General features: G+C 69.8%; 14 protein-coding genes, 3 tRNA genes and 1 pseudogene. 9 read left to right on the top strand and 9 right to left on the bottom strand.

Going from position 1 to position 18,244, the window contains the following annotated elements:
• Positions 1 to 60 precede the first annotated feature (60 nt).
• The 3 genes and pseudogenes from EEJ42_RS19860 to EEJ42_RS54690 all read right to left on the bottom strand — a co-directional run.
• On the bottom strand, positions 61 to 1,314 hold the full coding sequence (locus EEJ42_RS19860) for an MFS transporter (RefSeq protein ID WP_123101380.1): 1,254 nt from the start codon (positions 1,312 to 1,314) through the stop codon (positions 61 to 63).
• A 233-nt stretch (positions 1,315 to 1,547) separates the two neighbouring features.
• The gene (gene phzG / locus EEJ42_RS19855) at positions 1,548 to 2,186 is read right to left on the bottom strand and encodes a phenazine biosynthesis FMN-dependent oxidase PhzG (protein ID WP_123101378.1); all 639 of its coding nucleotides are present in this window, start codon (positions 2,184 to 2,186) and stop codon (positions 1,548 to 1,550) included.
• A 69-nt stretch (positions 2,187 to 2,255) separates the two neighbouring features.
• Positions 2,256 to 3,355, bottom strand: a pseudogene (locus EEJ42_RS54690) (PhzF family phenazine biosynthesis protein); the annotation flags it as partial.
• Positions 3,356 to 3,738: 383 nt separating this feature from the next.
• Here EEJ42_RS54690 and EEJ42_RS19840 point away from each other — a divergent pair.
• The gene (locus EEJ42_RS19840) at positions 3,739 to 5,643 is read left to right on the top strand and encodes a helix-turn-helix domain-containing protein (RefSeq protein WP_246096957.1); all 1,905 of its coding nucleotides are present in this window, start codon (positions 3,739 to 3,741) and stop codon (positions 5,641 to 5,643) included.
• Between the two features lie 4 nt (positions 5,644 to 5,647).
• Here EEJ42_RS19840 and EEJ42_RS19835 read toward each other — a convergent pair whose 3' ends face one another.
• Positions 5,648 to 6,883 carry an IS701 family transposase gene (locus EEJ42_RS19835; protein WP_123101372.1) on the bottom strand — a complete coding sequence of 412 codons (1,236 nt, stop codon included), beginning with the start codon at positions 6,881 to 6,883 and terminating at the stop codon, positions 5,648 to 5,650.
• A gap of 509 nt (positions 6,884 to 7,392) precedes the next feature.
• Here EEJ42_RS19835 and EEJ42_RS19830 point away from each other — a divergent pair.
• Positions 7,393 to 7,656, top strand: coding sequence for a type II toxin-antitoxin system Phd/YefM family antitoxin (locus tag EEJ42_RS19830; protein WP_123101370.1), 264 nt, complete (start codon positions 7,393 to 7,395; stop codon positions 7,654 to 7,656).
• A complete protein-coding gene (locus tag EEJ42_RS19825) occupies positions 7,653 to 7,907 on the top strand; it encodes a Txe/YoeB family addiction module toxin (RefSeq protein ID WP_123101368.1) in 255 nt (84 codons plus the stop codon). The genes EEJ42_RS19830 and EEJ42_RS19825 overlap by 4 nt, the downstream gene beginning before the upstream one ends.
• 238 nt (positions 7,908 to 8,145) lie before the next feature.
• Here the strand turns inward: EEJ42_RS19825 and EEJ42_RS19820 are convergent, their stop codons facing one another.
• Positions 8,146 to 9,726 (bottom strand): glycoside hydrolase family 32 protein, encoded by a 1,581-nt coding sequence (locus tag EEJ42_RS19820; RefSeq protein WP_123101366.1) that lies wholly within the window; start codon positions 9,724 to 9,726, stop codon positions 8,146 to 8,148.
• 208 nt (positions 9,727 to 9,934) lie between these two features.
• Between EEJ42_RS19820 and EEJ42_RS19815 the strand changes: the two genes are divergently transcribed.
• Genes EEJ42_RS19815 through EEJ42_RS19800 form a run of 4 tightly spaced genes read left to right on the top strand, consistent with a single transcriptional unit; the run spans position 9,935 to position 14,620 of the window.
• On the top strand, positions 9,935 to 11,344 hold the full coding sequence (locus tag EEJ42_RS19815) for an ABC transporter substrate-binding protein (RefSeq protein ID WP_123101364.1): 1,410 nt from the start codon (positions 9,935 to 9,937) through the stop codon (positions 11,342 to 11,344).
• Positions 11,341 to 12,315: a carbohydrate ABC transporter permease gene (locus EEJ42_RS19810; RefSeq protein ID WP_123101362.1), complete on the top strand. Its 975-nt coding sequence runs from the start codon at positions 11,341 to 11,343 to the stop codon at positions 12,313 to 12,315. Before EEJ42_RS19815 ends, EEJ42_RS19810 begins: the two co-directional genes overlap by 4 nt.
• A gap of 14 nt (positions 12,316 to 12,329) precedes the next feature.
• The gene (locus tag EEJ42_RS19805; RefSeq protein ID WP_123101360.1) at positions 12,330 to 13,217 is read left to right on the top strand and encodes a carbohydrate ABC transporter permease; all 888 of its coding nucleotides are present in this window, start codon (positions 12,330 to 12,332) and stop codon (positions 13,215 to 13,217) included.
• A gap of 5 nt (positions 13,218 to 13,222) precedes the next feature.
• A complete protein-coding gene (locus tag EEJ42_RS19800) occupies positions 13,223 to 14,620 on the top strand; it encodes a glycoside hydrolase family 32 protein (protein ID WP_123101384.1) in 1,398 nt (465 codons plus the stop codon).
• Here EEJ42_RS19800 and EEJ42_RS19795 read toward each other — a convergent pair.
• The 4 genes from EEJ42_RS19795 to EEJ42_RS19780 form a co-directional block, all read right to left on the bottom strand.
• On the bottom strand, positions 14,583 to 15,647 hold the full coding sequence (locus EEJ42_RS19795) for a LacI family DNA-binding transcriptional regulator (protein WP_123101358.1): 1,065 nt from the start codon (positions 15,645 to 15,647) through the stop codon (positions 14,583 to 14,585). The two genes, EEJ42_RS19800 and EEJ42_RS19795, sit on opposite strands and share 38 nt — an antisense overlap.
• 362 nt (positions 15,648 to 16,009) lie before the next feature.
• A tRNA-Ile gene (locus EEJ42_RS19790) sits at positions 16,010 to 16,083 on the bottom strand.
• Between the two features lie 180 nt (positions 16,084 to 16,263).
• Positions 16,264 to 16,336 (bottom strand) — tRNA-Asn (locus EEJ42_RS19785).
• 5 nt (positions 16,337 to 16,341) lie between these two features.
• Positions 16,342 to 16,414: transfer RNA gene (locus tag EEJ42_RS19780), tRNA-Asn, on the bottom strand.
• Positions 16,415 to 16,618: 204 nt separating this feature from the next.
• Between EEJ42_RS19780 and EEJ42_RS19775 the strand changes: the two genes are divergently transcribed.
• Both EEJ42_RS19775 and EEJ42_RS19770 read left to right on the top strand, forming a co-directional pair.
• Positions 16,619 to 16,891, top strand: coding sequence for a YtxH domain-containing protein (locus tag EEJ42_RS19775; RefSeq protein ID WP_123101356.1), 273 nt, complete (start codon positions 16,619 to 16,621; stop codon positions 16,889 to 16,891).
• A gap of 25 nt (positions 16,892 to 16,916) precedes the next feature.
• Positions 16,917 to 18,244: FGGY family carbohydrate kinase (locus EEJ42_RS19770; protein ID WP_123101382.1), on the top strand; the 1,328-nt coding region annotated here is incomplete at its 3' end.

The following is an 18,244-nucleotide window of genomic DNA, read 5'->3' as shown; positions in this document are numbered from 1 at the left end:
GGTCCACATCCCTGGACCCGCCCGGTGGCACGGCACCCACCCGTTCGTACGGTGGTCAGGTCACGCCGCCGTGGGCTCGGCCTCGGTCGGCGCACCCTCCGTGGCCCCGGCCGGCTTCGGCGCTCGGAAGGCACCTGCCGCCCCGAAAATCACCGCTGAGACGGCCAGCGCCAGCACGGTGAACCCGGCAACGCCCCTGAAGCCGTCGAACTCGGTGAGCAGCACACCACCGACCAGGCCGCCGATCGTCGTACCCGCGTACAGCGCGGTCGTCGACAGCGACGACACCGTGCCACGGGCGGCCGTCGTCTGCGCCAGCAGCATCGCCATGAAGATCGGGTAGCCGAGGCCGAGGACGGCAGACCCGGCCGCGAGACCGGCGATCGCCAGACCCAGGTTGGGCGCGAACGGCACAGCGCTGTAGATGACGATCAGGCCCGTGAACACCACGGCGAGCGTGCGGTGTTCGCCGATCTTCCGGATGAGGCGGTTACCGAAGATGGACGTGATGGCCATGCCGACGCCCAGCGCCATCATCGCGGCGCCGACGGCGCTGACGCCCAGGTCGAAGTCCTTGTGCAGCCAGGAGCCGATGAACGAGATGGTCTCGAACACACCGGTCTGGTAGGCGAGGTAGGCCAGCAGGTACCAAGTGAAGGTCTTCGACCTGAACAGCTCGGCGTACGTCCCGACGATGCCGGTGGCCGCGCCCTGTGCCCGGGCCGATGGAACTGAAGGGAACGCCTTCCAGAGCAGCAGCCAGGCGACACCCGACAGTGCGGCGACCACGAAGAACGGCACGTGCCAGGAGGAGGCCGCCAGCCAGCCGCCGACCGGGACACCGACGACCTGCGAGATGGACATGCCTGCCCCGGCGATGCCCATCGTTTTCATGATCGCCTCGGGGGCCACCAGGACCGGGATGGACGCCCAGATCTGCGGGGTGCACAGCGCCGCGAACATGCCGGCCAGGAAGCGGAAGAGAATCATCGTCCACAGGCCCTGCGCCACGCCGCACAGCGCGGTGGCCACCGCAAACCCGGCGAAGCCGAGCAGGAGCACGCCCCGCCGGTCGCGTCCGTCCGACAGCGGGCCGGCCACCAGGGCGAACAGCGCGAACCCGAGGGCGTAGGCGCTGACCATCCATCCAGAAGTACTAGTAGAGACATCGAACTCGTCGGCCAGCGTGGGCAGCATCGGGGCGACCAGGAACGTGTCGGTTCCGATGACGAACATGGTCGCGAACGCCAACCACGCGATGACCGTGCTGGATGCGGGGGCACGACCGTGCGTCGTGTTCTGTGCCTGTGTCACGGTTTTCCTTTCACATCATTCGATGTCTCGAGGGCCCGGCCCCACAGCTCGGTCGGCCGTAGGGCAGGTCGTGACGTCGGCACCGGCGACGAAGGTCCGGCGGATCACGACGTCGGTGGTAACGGGGGCCATGCGGGCCAGGGAATCCCGGGGGTTTCCGGAAGTCGCACGGGTGAGTCTGCGCGCCCCGCACGGGGGCCGCCACAAGCGACGGGGAACTATGTCAGGTCGGCTCACGGCTGGAGCCGACGGGTGCGCCAGCCGTCGCCGGAGCGCTCGTAGACCAGGCGTTCGTGTAGCCGGTCCGCACCGTTGGCCCAGAACTCCAGGGCGTCGAAGCGCAGCAGAAAGCCCGCGTAGCCCTCGGGCCGCGGCAGCGGGTCTCCGTGCTGGGCGAGCCGTGCGACCTCGGCGCGCAGCGCGTCGAGGTCGTGAAGTTCCTCGCTCTGCCGGGCCGCCACCGACATCGGGTGGGTGAACGGTGGGCGGGAAAACCAGAGTTCGTCGGCGACGGCGGTGGAAAGACGCTCCACCGCGCCGGTGACGACGAGTTGCTGACTGGTCTCGCGCCAGTACAGCACCACGGACGCCCAGGGATTGGCGGTCATTTCGCGGCCTTTGCGGCTGCCGACGTGGGTGGCGAAAACGAACCCGTCGTCCTCGATCCGGTTCAGCGCGACCATGCGGGTCGAGGGGCGGCCGTCGGTGCCGGCGGTGGCAAGTGCCAGCGCCCGCTGCTCACGCACGCCGAGGCGTACGGCCTCATCGAACCAGGCGCGTAGCAGTGGCACCGGGTCGGCAGGCGGCGCGTGGAACTCGGGAAAGAGGATGTCGACGGTGCCGGTGAGGGTCTCCGACCTGGCCGTGGTCATGGGTGGGTTGCCTCCGTGTGTCGGTGAGGATGCTGGTGAGGGAGGGTGCAGGGTGGAGGGCTGGGCTCGTCACACCTGCGATGTGCCGTGGGCGAAGACGGCACCGTTGCCGCCGACCTCGACCTCGGCGACCTGCTCGCCCGTGCCCTTGGCGCGGGCGAGCATCAGGGAGGGGCGGGCGATGTCGACACCCCGAAGGATCTCGATGCGTCGCCCGTACTCCGCGAGGCCATGGCGGGCCAGATGGACGGCGAGGGGGCCAGCGGCGGATCCGGTCGCCGCGTCCTCGACGACGCCGTACGCCGGCGAGAACATGCGGCTGCGCCACTGGGTTCCGGAGCCGGCGAAGCAGTTGGTGGCCATGTCCGGGAATCGGGCGAGGGCGCGGTGGTCCGGGTCGAGCGCGGACAACGCCTCCACGCTCTCCAGACCGACGAAGACGTGCCGGGGGCCATTGCGGTAGATCTCCACGGGCAGGGTGGATGTCTTCAGGCCAAGCGCGTCGAGGAGTTCGTCGGCGTACTCGAAGGGCTCCCAGGTGGGCACGGGCTGACGCATCCGGGTGGCGATCGCGCGACCGTCGGCGGGTGCCCGGCGAAAGGCAGTTCGTTGACCGGGGTGAAGATGCGGATGCGGGCGTCGCCGCCGTCCTGCGGGGTGAGGACGAAGGTGGTCTCCGACAGGTTCGTCTCACGGGCGACCGCCTGCATGCGATCGGCGGGCAGGTCGTCTGCCTCGAAGAAGACGGCCACGACGTCCCGGATCGCGGTGGCGACGATGCGGGGGCCCTCCTGGGTGAGCACCGACTCGGCGTGGAACTGCATCGACGCGAAGTGCGGGCCGCGCAGTGCGTGCACCTCGCCGGTGTCCGTGTCCCGGCTGACCTCGACAGCTCCGACACCGTCGACGTCAGCCTTGTCGTCGTGGGCGACGGCCGCGAAAGTGTTGTAGAAGCCGACCCGTTCACGGGCTCCGAAGAGATCGATCTCCTTCTGTGTGCCCTGGTTGGGCACGTCCCGGCGGCGCAGCGGGAAGCCGAGCCTGCAGCTGAGCACCTGATGACTGAGGCACACGGCGAGAAAGGGCCGCCGCTCGGCGAGGAGGGTGTCCACCGCACCACGCAGGTGGGCGATCTTGGGATGGTCCGTCTCGGCCGGGTCGCCGGGGCCGGCGGTCTCGGGGCGGTGGAGAAGGGCGTACGGTCCCGGGTCGTCGGCCTGGACTATCCGGGAGAGCAGGTCGTCCGCGGCGGAAGCGAGAGGCTCGAGCAGGTCGGAGCGGAAGAAGGCGCTGTAGCGCCACTTGATGAGCTGCCAGGCCCCCCGCGGCCATCGTTTCCGAACGGCCTACCTCTCGGTAGGTGCTGCGGGAACACCACACAGCCGTCTCGCAGGGGACCGGACCACACTGTGGACCGCACTTCGGCCACCCGGGCGACCGGATTCCGCTTGCCCAGTGCAAATGCGCCTCCCTAGGCTCGCGAGGCCTGTTCCGGTCTCTTGTGTGGGGGGCTCAGTTGACAGCTGAGGACGCGCCGACGGATTCCCCGGCATTGACCGTCCTGGAGCTCCTCGCCCAGGAGGCGCCGCCCGCGCGGCTGGAGGAACTCCAGCGCATCGCACGGCGGCAGGGCATGGCGCCCGAGCAGCTGGCCGAGCTGGAGCAGGCGATCCGGCTGGCCCGGGACGTCAACGCGTCGGCCGAACAGCGACGCCGACGCGAGGCCGGACTCGCAGCCCTCATCGACGCCACGCGGGACATGGCCTTACGCGACGACTTGGACGAGCTGCTGGACGCCATCACCTGCCACGCCCGCCGACTGCTCAACTTCGACATGGCGTACGTCAGTCTGCGGCTGCCCGACCGCGGTTCGTACGTGCGCAACTCGGACGGCGAGACCACCGCGAACAGTGTCGGTCTGGAGATTGACAGTGGCTTCGGCCTCGGCGAGTGGGCGCAGACGAAGCAAGCACCGTTCTGGACCTCCGACTACCTCGCCGACGACCGCTTCCCTCACTCGCGGAAGATCGACGAGGTGGTCAGCGCGGAAGGGCTGCACGCAGTCCTCGCCGTACCGATGAGCCAGAGCGGTACCGTGGTCGGGGCACTGTACGGGGCTCACCGAGAAATCCGGCACTTCACCCCCGACGACGTCAGCCTGCTGCGTTCGCTCGCCGTGCTCTCGGCGTTCGCGATCGAGGAGATCCGGCGGATGGGCCGCATCCAGGCCCGAGCGGCCGACGCGGAAGCAGTCGGCGCCCGTCTCGCCGAACGCTTGGGCCGAATGGAGCGGCTGGCGGAACTCCAGGGCCGGCTGACCGGGCTGGTGCTGGGAGGCGGTGCCCTGCGCGACGTTGTCGAGACTGCGGGTGCCGAGCTGGACGGCGTCCTGGTGCTGCGGCGCGCCGACGGGCGCACCCTGGCGGCCACCGGCGAGCTGCCCGTGCTGGACCCGGACTGCACCGTCAAGGCCATCGCCGACTCCCACGCCACCGGCGCCCCGGTCGCCGTGACGGACACGGTGTGGGCCGCCCACGTCACCACGGGCGTCGCGGCCCCGGGCATCCTGCTGTTACAGCGCGAGTCCCCGCTCACCAGCGAGGACGGGCTGCTGCTGTATGCCGCGGGCCAGACGGCCGCACTGGTGCAGTTGTTCGGGCACAGTGCCGGTGCGGCCGCGGGCCCGGCTCGCGACGAATGTCTGGACGCCCTCCTCACTACCTCCCATCCGCCGCGGGGCATGGCCGAGCGGGTGCGCCGACTCGGCCTCGACCCCGACGGGCGACACGTCGTGCTCGCCGTACGGCCGGAAGGGGCCAAGCAGGGCGAGGCCGCCGTATGGGCCTCGTCGTACTCCTATAGGCACTACGGGCTGAAGACCGTCCGCGGCGACTGCCTGGTCCTGCTGTTGCCCGGGACCGACGCCTCGTCTGCGGCGCGGGCCGTCGGCGACGAGCTCTCCCGCTTCCTCGGGCATCCGGTCACCGTCGGCGCAGCAGGCCCGGCCGCCGGGCTCGCCCCGGTCGCCGAGGTGTACCAGGAGGCCCGCCGCTGCCTGGACGCGCTCGTGTCACTGGGTGGCACGGGCGGTACGGCCGCGGCGCACGATCTGGGCTTTCTCGGTCTGCTGCTGTCCGACGACCATGATGTCGAGGCATTCATCGCATCCACGGTGGGCGCGGTGGTCGACTATGACCGCAAGCGTTCCACCCATCTCGTGGCCACGTTGGAGGCGTACTTCACCTCGGGCAGCAGCCCGATGCGAGCCGCCGGGCACCTCCATGTGCACACCAATACCGTCTCACGTCGTCTGGAGCGCATAACCGAACTGCTGGGCCCGGACTGGCAGAAGCCCGCGAACGCCCTGGAACTCCAGCTGGCGCTGCGCCTGCTGCGGGCCCGGGACGCGGTCTGCCGGCACACCGACAACACGGGCGAAGGAGCAGGAACGCAGTAGGCGCTCACGCCGAGTCCGCCAGGTGAGGCGCGGTGCCACTGCCCGCGAGGGCCACGACCGCGTGGGCGGCGGAGGCCAGGGTGATGTGGCGGTGCCAGCCGCTGAAGGAGCGCCCCTCGAAGTCCTTGAGTCCGACATGTTCACCGACCTCCTCCAGATCGCGGCGGGCCCGCCCGGCCAGCTTGGTCATCCGCAGCAGCGTGCCGACCGGCACGGAGGCCATGTTGGTGATCCACATCGCCGTGGGCGCATGGCTGCCGCTCTCCCACTCTCCAAGCAGCATGAGCTCTCCCTCCCTGGTGCCGTCCCGGCCCGGCCGTCCGGATCTGGCCGCGCCTCCCACCCGGACTGCGACGGCGACCGAGTCGCAGCGGGTGCGGGAGGGACTCGCGGGGTCGATCCACTCGACCCGTCGGCCGAGCCCGCGCACCGCCGCGAGGACCTGCTGAGCGCCGAGCGGTCCGACACCGTAGCCGGGCAGGGCGGGCTCGCGCACCGTGATCGGGGAAGCGCCGCCGGCCCGGACGATGACGGGCACTCCGGCCTGGGTGAACCGTCCGACGGTGGCGGCGATCCGGGTGACGTGCGTGTTGAGCACCACCGGCCGCACCGGAACCTGCCAGGACGTCAGCGCCATCAGGACGGCAGCGGAGGCGCACTCCTCCGCCGTCTCTTCGCCGACGGCCTCCGGGATATCGGCTCGGCGCCGCCGGTTGTCGTCCTGCACCCAGGTCTCCGGCAGATGCAGCCGCCAGTGCACGGGTACGCTGAACATCTCGTTGGCGTACCACACCCCAAAGGCGTGCTGGCCACGGAACGCGTGCCCGAGGCAGGGGTCGAACACACGGTCCACTCCGACGGACTGGTGGCCGGCCTTGAGGATCGGCATGGACCGAACCACCCATGCCTGTGGGGCGACGACCTGCTCCAGGTGGGCGGCGAGCGCTTCACGCACCGGCATCCAGTCCCAGGTAGAGCTGGAAATGAAGTGGTGCAGGCTCTGTTCGGCGGCCGGTCCACCGACGTGGGCGGCGACGTTGCGGATGGACTTGCGGCCGCGGGCCCTGAGCAGGCCACGCAGGTACTGCTCGCCCTTCTCCCGCTGATCCCGTCGGACGAACGAGGTGAACAGCACGTCGGCCAGCTCCCGGGTCAGCGCTTCGCGCGCGTCCAGCAGACCACCGGCGGCAGGCCGCGGACGTCTTCGCCCCAGATCCACGTCCATTCCTGACACACTCATGGGCCTTCCCCCTCTTCATGCTGTGGCGGTGGTCGGTCCGCCCCTGCCGATCTTCGCCGCCGAGGGGCCGGGAGCACGAGGTGCCAGGGCCCCAGAATGACTACTTCAGACGGTCGCCCCGCCACACCCCCGGGCGGGGCGCTGTGGCCTCAGCGATCGCGCCGGGGTTCGGCCAGACGGCCGATCCCCGACGTATCCGCAAGTCAGAAGGTTTCTGCCCGCGTAGCGCGTGGTGGGGCGGGTGGGACTCGAACCTCATCCGGTGACCCATCTCACCTGCGGTTTTGCCGGAGAACCGGACATCTCCATCCGATTCGATCCTGCCGCGTCCTCCTCGATCCGACTCGATCCGTCGCGGTGAGGCAATCGCCTCACGCCTTCGAGGGCCTCAGCGAGTCCCCACCATGGACAGCCCAGCCCGCACGCGGCACCACCGGCGAGCCGCGAGCAGTGGACACCCACAGAACTCGTACTATATCTTGTACAAGTCAAGAGAGGGGGCAGCAACCATGTCCATCACCGCCAGCGAGGCGCGCCAGAACCTGTTCCCATTGATCGAGCAGGTCAACGAGGACCACGCCCCGGTTCACATCACCTCCCGCAAGGGGAACGCCGTCCTGATGTCCGAAGAGGACTTCACCTCCTGGACGGAGACGGTGCACCTCCTACGCTCCCCCAAGAACGCCCGCCGCCTGCTCGACTCCATCGCCGAGGCTGAGGCCGGCGAAACGCAGAGGCGTGAGCTGATCGACCCCGACGCGGGCCAGGCGTGAAGATCTCGTTCACATCGCACGCCTGGGAGGACTACACCTACCGGGCCGAGAATGACCGCAAGATGGTCGAACGCATCAACAAACTGATCGCCGACACGATGCGTGACCCCTTCAAGGGCATCGGCAAACCGGAGCCGCTGAAGGGCGACCTTCCAGGTTATTGGTCCCGGCGGATCGACGACACGCATCGGCTCGTGTACAAGCCGACCGACGACGAGTTGATCATCGTCCAGGCGCGGTACCACTACTGATCCGAGCCGCCAGGAGGCCCCTTCACCTGCGCGTGAAGGGCTGCCCGTGGTTCCGATTTCCGGGCAGCCCGGAGACGGGCGGGGGCTCGGACAAAGTGCACCATGTCCCTCCCCCTCCGCCGTTGTCGATCTGCTCGTGCCCGTTTCCGCGGTGCCGATGTCTCGCTTGCTTCGGGATGGAGATCCATGGCGCACCGGTCCTCGGCAGCCTTGTCCGCCCCGGCCACCTCACGCCGCATCAGACCGTGAACTCCCGGATCACCGTGTTCCGGAACACCGCCTGCCCGTCGATCGTGAACAGCGCAAGTTCTGTGTCGGACGGGTCGGGGAAGGCCTCGGTCGAGTGCACATACCGGCCGTCGCCGACGAACATCTCGACGGACGTGCGGTCGACGAGGATACGCAGGCGGACCATGCGGGCAGACGGGTCGAAGGGCGTCCGGCTCTCCTGCCAGCGGCCGGAGGTGTCGGGGCTGACGGTGTAACCGCGGTTGACGAAGGCGTAGTCGCCGTAGATCCCCGCGTCGATGTGCCGCCCACCGTCCGACGACCGCCGCAACTGGAGCCCGGCGCCGACCAGTTGGTCCCAGGTGATCTCACAGGTCAGCTCGTACGCGGTACCCGTGTAGTCGAGCAGTCGCGTGCCGTCGACCGTGATGTCACCGAGGTTCACCGTGCGCGACACATGGTCGTCCAGGGCCGCCACCGGCTGGGACGCCAGGTAGTACGTACCCGACGACGCGTGCTTCAGCCGCACCTCGCGGACGATCGAGTCGGTGCCGTTGAAGCCGTCGCACTCGATCGTGGGCGTGGTGTTCGCGTAGTCCCAGTGGTTCATCCATCCGATCGCGTACCGTGCGGCCGGGTCCAGGACCCCGTTTGCGTCACGTTTGTCGAAGGTGACCGCCGCGTACCAGTCCCAGCCGTGGTCCAGCCACTGGGGATCGGACGCGTCGGCGGTGAAGGTCGTGCCGTCGAAGGAACCCGTCCAGTACGCGAACGTACTCGGCAGCCCGGAGCCCTTGCCATTGGCGCTGACGCCCAGTACCCACTTCCAGGTCCCGTCCTCCGCCCTGATGCGGAACAGGTCGGGGCACTCCAGGACGCCGATGCCGCCCTTGATGAAGCCGCCGACGTACGTCCACGCCTTGAGGTCGGCGGAGTGGTAGAAGCCCACTTTGTCGTTCTCGGCAAGCGCCATCACCCACCGACCGCGCTCCTCGTCGCGGATCACCTTGGGATCGCGGAAATCCCGTACGCCGGGGTTGGGGAGGACCGGGGCGGTGCCGTGATTCGTGAAGGTGCGGCCGCCGTCCGTCGAGTAGTACAGGTACTGCGCCTGGGTGATGTCGTCGGGCGCCATGGTGGCGATGACGATCACCGCGCCCGCGCCGAAGCCCGCCGTGTCGTCCGTGTCGACCACCGCCGAGCCGGACCAGACATCGCCATTGGGGGTCGTGTCCTTCGGCACGGCGACGCCTCGGTCGGTGAAGGAGACGAGGTCGGTGCTGGTGGCCAGGCGCCAGGTGGTGCCGGCCGTCGTGCCGCCTGTCGAGTAGTCGGGGTTGTAGAGGTAGTAGTAGTGGTACTCGCCGTTGATCCAGATCGGGCGCTGCGGGTCGTTCATCCACTGGTCGGGGACCGTGAAGTGGTACTCGGCGCGGTAGCTGCCCGTGCACGCGGCCGTCGCCTCGCGGGGCACCGCCACCGCCGGTCTCACGAGGTCCGGCAGCAGAGCACCGGCGGCGCCGACGGCCGAGGCCGTCAGCAGCGACCGCCTGGACAGAGTCCCCCCAGGGCCCAGTGAACTCCTCTTCATGCCACGCATCGTGCGGCTCCCTTCCCCGACACCGTCGTCGGGACGCGGCTCATGGGACCGGAACCGTATACCTAACTCGTTAAAGGTCAACCCTTCGCGCACCGTCCGTTCACGTGACTTCCCGTCCGTACACGCCCCTTGACAGAGCCGTAACGGGGTTCTCATCATCGTGGAACAAAACTTCGGCTAACTCGAGTTAGGCTCGCCGATGACCGACTCGTTCCTCTCCCGACGGGCCCTGATGCGCTACGGCGCATACGGCGCCGGAGCCGCCGCTCTCGCCGGTGTCGCGGCCGGCTGGGACCGCCTCACCGCCGCCGACATCCCCGGCCGAGACGACGGCTCGCTCGTCATCGCCACCCTGGGCTCCGCCTTCAACCCCGAGGCGCAACGCGCCCTGCGCGACGGATTCCGCGAGGCCCACCCCGACATCAAGCTCCGTATCAACCCCGTACAGGCCTACGACTGGTCGGACTTCTTCTCCAAGATCCTCACCCAGATCGCCGCGGGCACGGCACCCGACCTCGTGTACGTCGCCACCGAGGGCGTGCAGCTCTTCGCCCGGCGGCTCGGCGTACCGCTGGACGAGTGGGCGAAGCGGGACGCGGCCGAGCTGCGCGCGTACTTCGCCGACGTCCATCCCTCGCTGGTCGAGTCAATGATGTACGAGGGGAGCCTCTACCAGCTGCCGGTCGAGTTCAACGCGGCCGACATGTACCTCAACAACCGGGTCCTCGAACGCGCGGGCGCCGACCTCCCTGACGACGACTGGACCCGCGACGACTTCACGGCGCTGCTGCGGACGATGAAACGCAGCAACGGCGCCCGGTTCACCCCGTACTTCTGGACCAACCGTCTGTGGGGCGGAGTGGTCCCCTGGCTCTTCGCCAACGGCACCAACCTCCTCGCCGAGTCCAAGGCCCCCGGGGGCGACTGGCTCTGGAACTCCTTCTATCCCGAGGCGGAACGGCGCGGCCGGGGCGGCGGCTACCGGTGGACGACACCCCAAGCCGACTCCGACCGCGTCGCGGAGGTCTACGACTACCTCGCCTCCCTCATCCAGGAGGACCTGTGCACCCGGCCGGAGGGTGGCGACGGCCGGAACCTCGTCGGCGTGTTCTCCACCGGCCGCGTCGGTGTCACGCCCGCGGGCGGCTTCTGGGCGGGCGGCTTGCACCAGGCGGGCATGAAGCCGACCGACTACGACGTCCGGTACTTCCCGCGCCGACGCACGCGACGTCACCAGTTCGGCGCCGCCGGGTACGCGCTGCTGCGCACGTCGAAGATGCGGGACGAGGCCTGGGAGTTCATCAAGTACACCGTCCGCAAGGACGTGATGACCCAGCTCTTCGCAGCCAACCAGACCACTCCGGCCCGCCGCTCCATGGTCGATGAGGCCCGCTACCAGGAGACCGGCCCGGCCCACTGGCAGGTCTTCTACGACACCCTCGACAAGATCCCCACCACCGGCCCGATCCCGGCCCCGCCGCAGGTCAATGAAGTCGAGCAGCTGCTGATCAAGCACACCGGAAGCGCCCTTGCGAGCCCCGGCGCGGTGCGCCCCGCGCTGCGCCGGTTGCAGGGGGACCTGGAGAAGGCCATGGAGCGTGAAGTGTGACGAACACCGAGATCAGGCCCGTACGACCGGAGCCCACCCGTACCCGCAAGACCCGTCAGACCCGTAAGGCGTCCGAGTCCACGACCACCACCGCCCGCACCCGGGGCGCCCGCCTGCTCGCCGTACTGTTCCTCGCGCCCACTGTCGTCGGCATCGTCGTCTTCACGGTCGTACCGATCGTCGGCTCGGTCGTCCTCAGCCTCTTCCAGTGGGACGTGATCGAGGACCCGCGGTGGGCCGGAGTGGCCAACTACCGTGGGATCCTGACCGATTCGACGGTCCTCGTCTCCTTCCGCAACACGCTCGTCTTCATGGTGCTCGCGGTCGCGTTGCAGTTGCTGATCGCGCTCGTGCTGGCGATCGCGGTGAACGGCCGGATGCCCACATGGCTGCGATCCGTCTTCCGTTCGGCGTTCTTCTTCCCGCTGGTGCTGTCCGCCGCGTCCATCTCGGTGGTGATGAAGTACCTGTTCAACCAGGACTTCGGCCCTGTGAACTGGCTGCTGGGCACGGTCGGTATCCCCTCGGTCCCCTGGCTGACCTCGGAGAACGGGGCGATGTCGGCCGTCATCCTGGCGTACGTCTGGCAGCAGTTCGGCTTCTCGTTCCTGCTGTTCGTCGGCGGCCTGAACAACATCCCGAAAGAGGTGCACGAGGCGGCTTCGCTGGACGGCGCGAGCGGGGTGCGCAAGCACCTCGCCATCACCCTGCCGCTGCTGTCGCCCACTCTGCTGGTGGCGTCCGTGGTCGGCATCATCAACGCCCTCCAGGTCTTCGAGCAGCCGTACGTTCTCACGGCCGGTGGTCCCGGCGACTCCACCCGCACGGTCGTGATGGTCATCTACGAGACGGCCTTCGAGCAGCTCCGCTTCGGCGAGGCGTCCGCCGTGGGCGTCCTGCTCTTCGTCCTGATCATGGCGGTGACCGCACTCCAGTTCCGGCTGAGCCGGCGTTACGTCCACTACCAGTGAGCCGGGTGAGTCAGATGAGTACGAGTTCCCTCTCGGGTTCTGTGTCGGGTTCCCACACGAGCCCCGCCGTGTCGCGCGTACGGCACGGCCTGGCGCCCTGGGCCCGGATCGCCGGGCTGGCGCTGTGCTCCCTGTTGACGCTCGGCCCGGTCATCTGGACGGTGTCGACGTCACTGCGCACGCCGGCGGAGTCGTTCGACCTGCCGCCGAAGATCTTCCCCGCGGACCCCACCGTCGACGCCTACCGCGGGGTTTTCGACCAGATCGACGTCTGGCTGTACGCGCTGAACTCCACCTTGGTGACCGCGCTGATCGCGGTCGGTCAGATGATCACTGCGGGCCTGGCGGGTTATGCCTTCGCCCGCCTCGAATTCCGCTTCAAGAAACCGCTGTTCGCGCTGGTCCTGGCGACGATGATGGTGCCCTTGCAGGTCACGATCGTCCCGGTTTTCCTGGAACTGAGGGCGATGGGTCTGACCGACACCCTGCTCGGCCTCATCGTCCCGGCCTTCCCGACGGCCTTCGGCACCTTCCTGATGCGCCAGTACTTCCTGGGCATGCCGAAGGATCTGGGCGAGGCAGCGATGATCGACGGCGCGGGCCCGTGGCGCGTCTTCCGGTCCGTGTACGCCCCCTTGGCGGCCCCCGGTCTCGCCATCGTCGGCGTACTGGCCTTCAACTACCACTGGAACGAGTTCTTCCGGCCGCTGATCCTCGAAACCTCCACCGAGAACCTCACGCTGCCCCTGGGCCTGGTCTCCCTCCAGGGCAACCTCGGCACCGGCTCGATCTCCGTCGTCCTCGCCGGAGTCGTCCTCTCCATGATTCCCGCCGTCGTCGTGTTCGTCGTCGGCCAGCGCCCTCTGCGCGAGGGCATCACATCCGCAGGAGTCAATCGTTGAGCTCCGTGAGCCGATCGACCGACGCCCACAGCCCGCGCTTCCGGGTCCGTCCGCCGGCCAACTGGATGAACGACCCGAACGGGCCGTTCCGCTGGGGCGGTCGACACCACCTCTTCTATCAGCACAACCCCGACGCCCCCGTCCATGCGAACGTCCACTGGGGCCACGCCTCCAGCCCCGACCTCGCCCACTGGGACGACCACGGGATCGCCCTACGGCCGACGCCCGGCGGCCCGGACGAGGCGGGCTGCTGGTCCGGCTGCGTGGTGGACGACGGTGGTGTACCGACAGCGGTGTACTCCGGGATCGACCACGACCATCAGGGCCTGAGCGCGATCTGTCTCGCCGTGGCCGAGGACGACGGCCTTCAGGAGTGGAAGCAACTGCCGGTGCCGGTGGTCGTCGGCCCGCCACCCGGCCTGGACGTGACGATGTTCCGGGACCCATTTGTCTTCCGCTTCGCCGGACGCCGCTGGGCGCTGGTGGGTGCCGGCCACGCCGACGGCACACCGTCCGTCCTGGTGTACGACTGTGAGGACCTGTACGCGTGGCGGTTCGCCGGGGTCCTGCTGGACGGTCGAGACGCGGCGGCGGCCCGCGCCTTCGGTACGCGGGCGATCGGCTGGGAGTGCCCGCAGATGTGGGAGACCGCCGGGGGTGACTGGGTGCTGGCGGTGGCGCTGTGGGACGGCGACCCGCTGAGCACTGCGTACCTCACGGGGCATCTGGTGGAGGAGGGGGACGGTGGGTTGAGGTTCGTGGCCGGTACGGGCGGGCTCCTGGACCTCGGCCGTGACTTCTACGCCCCCGCCGTCCTCCAGGACACGGAGTCCGGCCGCGCCCTGCTCTGGGGCTGGTCCTGGGAGTCACGCCCGCGCGAGGAGGTGGACCACGTGGGCTGGTCCGGAGTTCTCACGGCACCACGCGTGGTGGACACCCATGAGGACGGCACGCTGCGGGTCGTACCGGCCGCGGAGCTCGAACTGCTTCGAGCGGCCCTCCCGTTCACGGCCGCACCTGGACCGCACCGGCCGCTCCCCCTCTCTTACGACCTGCTGGTGACCGCCCGGTCGGCGGCGACCGTGAGTCTGCTGCGGGCCGCGTCCGGAGCCGAACTGACCGTGCGACTCGACCCGGCGTCCGGCGCGGTGACCCTGGACCGCACGGCCTGGCCACGCTCCCGCCCGGACGGCACGGCCCCCCTGGTCCTGCCGACCCCGCCGGGCGAGACCCTCACCGTACGGATCCTCGTGGACGGCTCCCTTCTGGAACTGTTCGCGGCCGACCGGGCGATGGCCACGGAACGGGTGTACCAACGGGACGACGACGTCGCGGAGCTGGCCGTGTCGGGGACGGACGTCGAGGTCACGGGCTGGGCGCTGGTCCCACCGATCCCCGCATGACGACGGGGCACTCCAGCCGCCTGGTGGTGACGGGCGGCGCGGTCCCGCTGTCGATGGCGTCCAGGAGCAGGCGGGCGGCCGTCTCTCCCATCGCGCGATGGGGCAGAGCGACCGTGGTGAGGGGCGGGCTGAGGAAAGCGGCCATGTGCTCCTGGTCGTCGTAGCCGACGACGGACAGATCGGCGGGAACGTCGAGGCCCAGGCGCGCGGCGGCATGGAGGACGCCCGCGGCGACCCGGTCGTTGTAACAGACGATCCCCGTGGGCCGCCGGTCGGCGGGAACACCGTCCAGCAACCGCAACGCTCCCTCGTACCCGGCGGCGATCTCCCCTCCCGTCCGCATGACCCAGTCCTTCTCGGCGGTCAGCCCCACGGCCCGCAGCGCGTCCCGGAAGCCGCGCAGCCGCTCCGCGGTCGCGATGTCGTCCAGACCGCCCACCAGGGCGACACGGCGGTGGCCCGCGTCGAGGAGGACGCGCGCGGCGCTGCGGCCACCGGCCCGCTCGGCGGGGATGACGGCCGGGAGGGAGCCGTCCTCGGGGAGACAGTTGGCAAGCACGGCGAACGTGCGGTGCAGCCCTTCCGGGACTCGGGCGCGGCGCAACGACAGCGCGGCGTAGATGATCCCGTCGACCCTCCGGTCGAGCAGTTCGGCGACGGCCGCGTCCTCGGTGACCGGGTCCTGCCCGGAGTCGACGGTGAGCACCAGATGCTCACTGTTCCACGCCATGTCCATGGCCCCGCGCAGCAGCCGCCCGGCGAACGGCGATGTGGCGATCTCGTCCGTGACCAGACCGATCACGGCGGTACGACGTCGGCGCAGGCCACGGGCGACCGCGTTCGGCCGGTAGCCGAGCTGTGCGGCTGCCTTGCGGATCTTCTTCTGCGTCTCGGCGGAGAGGTTGCCCTGGGCACGCCCGTTGAAGACGAAGGACACGGCCGTGTGCGACACCCCGGCAAGTCGGGCGACATCCCGCGAGGTCGCCCGCTCAGCCCCGCCACCCCGCGTCTTCTCGACCCCGCTCATGCCTCGTCCCCGCCGACCTTGCCTGATCAGGCAAGCCTACCCGCGGGAGATGTTGCGGAGCCCGCATCGCGGAGGTTGGCCGTTCCCCGCCGACCAGCAGGCGGGAACGCCTGAGCAGGAGCGTCACGATGGCGTCGACCTGGTCGCGATGATCCTTGCTGCGGGCTGACCGGCGACCGCCGTTGCACAGCGTGGCCGACCGTCACACACCGCCCCGCCCCCGCCGCCCACGGCCAGAGTGACGCCAACCAACCTGGATGACCACGGCGTTGACCTCACGAGCAGCGGATTCAGTCCGTTGGCCCAAAGTCCTGAACCCGCACGCCCGCCGAGACGTTTCCGCAGGTCAGAGACCTGCACAGTGGGGCGGGTGGGACTCGAACCCACGGCCGACGGATTATGAGTCCGCTGCTCTAACCGGCTGAGCTACCGCCCCGTAACGGCGCGTCGTGCACATCTGTGCGCGCCGTCTGCCGCAGCATAGCCGCTCATACGATCTGTTGCTTCGGCGGGCCGATGTTGGGCGCCCGCATGCCGTGGATCAGGGGTGGAGAGGCCCGTGATCAGGGGATGAGGGCATGAAAAAGGACCCCGTCAGGGGTCCTCTCCCGTGCTGCTCCCCCGACTGGACTCGAACCAGTAACCCTCCGGTTAACAGCCGAATGCTCTGCCAATTGAGCTACAGGGGACCGAGCTCCCCCGACTGGACTCGAACCAGTAACCTGCCGGTTAACAGCCGGCTGCTCTGCCAATTGAGCTACAGGGGATTGCTCCGTGTGCCTCGACCGCGCCCCCGTCCGGGGTTCCCGGAGGGCGTGCGTTCGCTGCGACACATACATTAGCGCAAGCAGGGGGGTGCTCCGCCAATCGGTATGGCCGCGGATGATCGGAGGGTGATCTGCCGCGCGTGCGGGTAGACGTGCGGCACGACTCCGGGGTCCGATGCGAAGGACAACCAGAAGGGCAGGTCGATGCGCTACCGGCTGACGTTCATGACCGGTTTGGCTGTGGGTTACGTGTTCGGCACGCGGGCCGGCCGCGAGCGGTATGAGCAGCTGCGTGCGTGCGCGCAGCGGCTCGCGCAGAACCCGGCCGTCCGCAACACCGCCGAGTCGGCCGCGCTGGGCGGCCGGGAGGCCGCCACGAAGGCGCTCGGCAAGGTGCGGCCGCTGCGGGACAAGATCGCGCAGCGGGAGTCGCGTTCCGCGGCGGAGGAGGACGACTGGGGCAGCAGCAACACCTAGCCGCCGCGGTGGCATGATCTGGTCCATGGGGATAGTCGCCGGGTTGGACAGTTCGTCCGAGAGCACACGGATCGTCGTCTGCGATACGGATACGGGTGCCGTACTCAAGCAGGGGTACGCGCCGCACCCGGCGCCGTCCTCCGGTGGATCGCCCAATGACGTGGACCCGCAGGCGTGGCTGCTCTCCCTCGGGGAGGCCGCCGAGGGCGGGCTGCTGGAGGGGGTGCAGGCCATCGGCGTGTCGGCGCAGCAGCACGGGCTGCTGGCGCTGGACGGCAGCGGGGCGCTGGTGCGCCCCGCGCAGATGGGCAACGACCGGCGGGTGCAGTCCGCGGCCGCCGACCTGATCGAGACGCTGGGCGGGCGTGCGGCATGGGCCCAGGCCGTGGGCGCGGTGCCGACCGCCGCCCAGTCGGTCGCGAAGCTGCGCTGGATGGCACGGTCGGAGCCGGATGCCGCGCGCCGGGTGGCCGAGGTGCTCCAGCCGCACGACTGGCTGGTGTGGCAGCTGCTCGGGCGGCCGCTGCGGCGTACGACGGACCGCGGTACGGCCTCCGGCACCGGCTACTGGTCGGCGGCGACCGGCGCCTGGCGGCCGGATCTGGTCGAGCTGGCGCTCGGGCACCAGGTGCGGCTGCCGGAGGTCATCGGACCGGCCCAGGCCGCGGGGCAGACGCCGGAGGGGCTGCTGATATCGGCCGGTACGGGCGAGACCATGGCCGCGGCGTTCGGTCTCGGCGTGGGGGTCGGCGACGCGGTGATCTCGCTGGGGGCCTCGGGTTCGGTCTTCTCCATCCACCACGAGGCGCTGGCCGACCACACCGGCACGATCCTGTCGTACGCCGACGCCACCGGGATGCATCTGCCCGTCGTGCACACGCTGAACGCGGTGCGGGCGCTGCGCGGTACGGCGGAGCTGCTGGGCACGGACCTGGAGGGGCTGTCGGCGCTCGCGCTGAAGTCCACCCCCGGGTCGTACGGGATGGTGATGCTGCCGTACCTGGAGGGCGAGCGGACCCCGTACCTGCCGCACACCGCCGGGACGCTGACCGGGCTGCGGCGCGAGTCGATGAAGCCGGAGCATCTGGCGCGGGCCGCGTTCGAGGGCATGCTGTGCGGGCTCGGCGACGCGCTCGACATCCTGCGCGGGCGCGGGGTCGGGGTGCGGCGGGTGTTCCTGCTGGGTCCCGCGGCCGACCTCCAGGCGGTACGGGCGATCGCGCCCGCGCTGCTGGGCGCGCAGATCGTGGTGCCGCAGCCGGCCGACTACGCCGCGCTGGGCGCCGCCCGGCAGGCCGCGTGGGCGCTGGGCGCCGCGCAGGGGACGCTGTCCCCGCACGAGCCGCCGCGCTG

The organism is Streptomyces botrytidirepellens, assembly GCF_003721215.1.
In the GTDB taxonomy this organism is placed as follows: domain Bacteria; phylum Actinomycetota; class Actinomycetes; order Streptomycetales; family Streptomycetaceae; genus Streptomyces; species Streptomyces himastatinicus.
The sequence above is the reverse complement of the archived record's forward strand: the minus strand, read 5'-3'. Positions and strand labels throughout refer to the sequence as shown.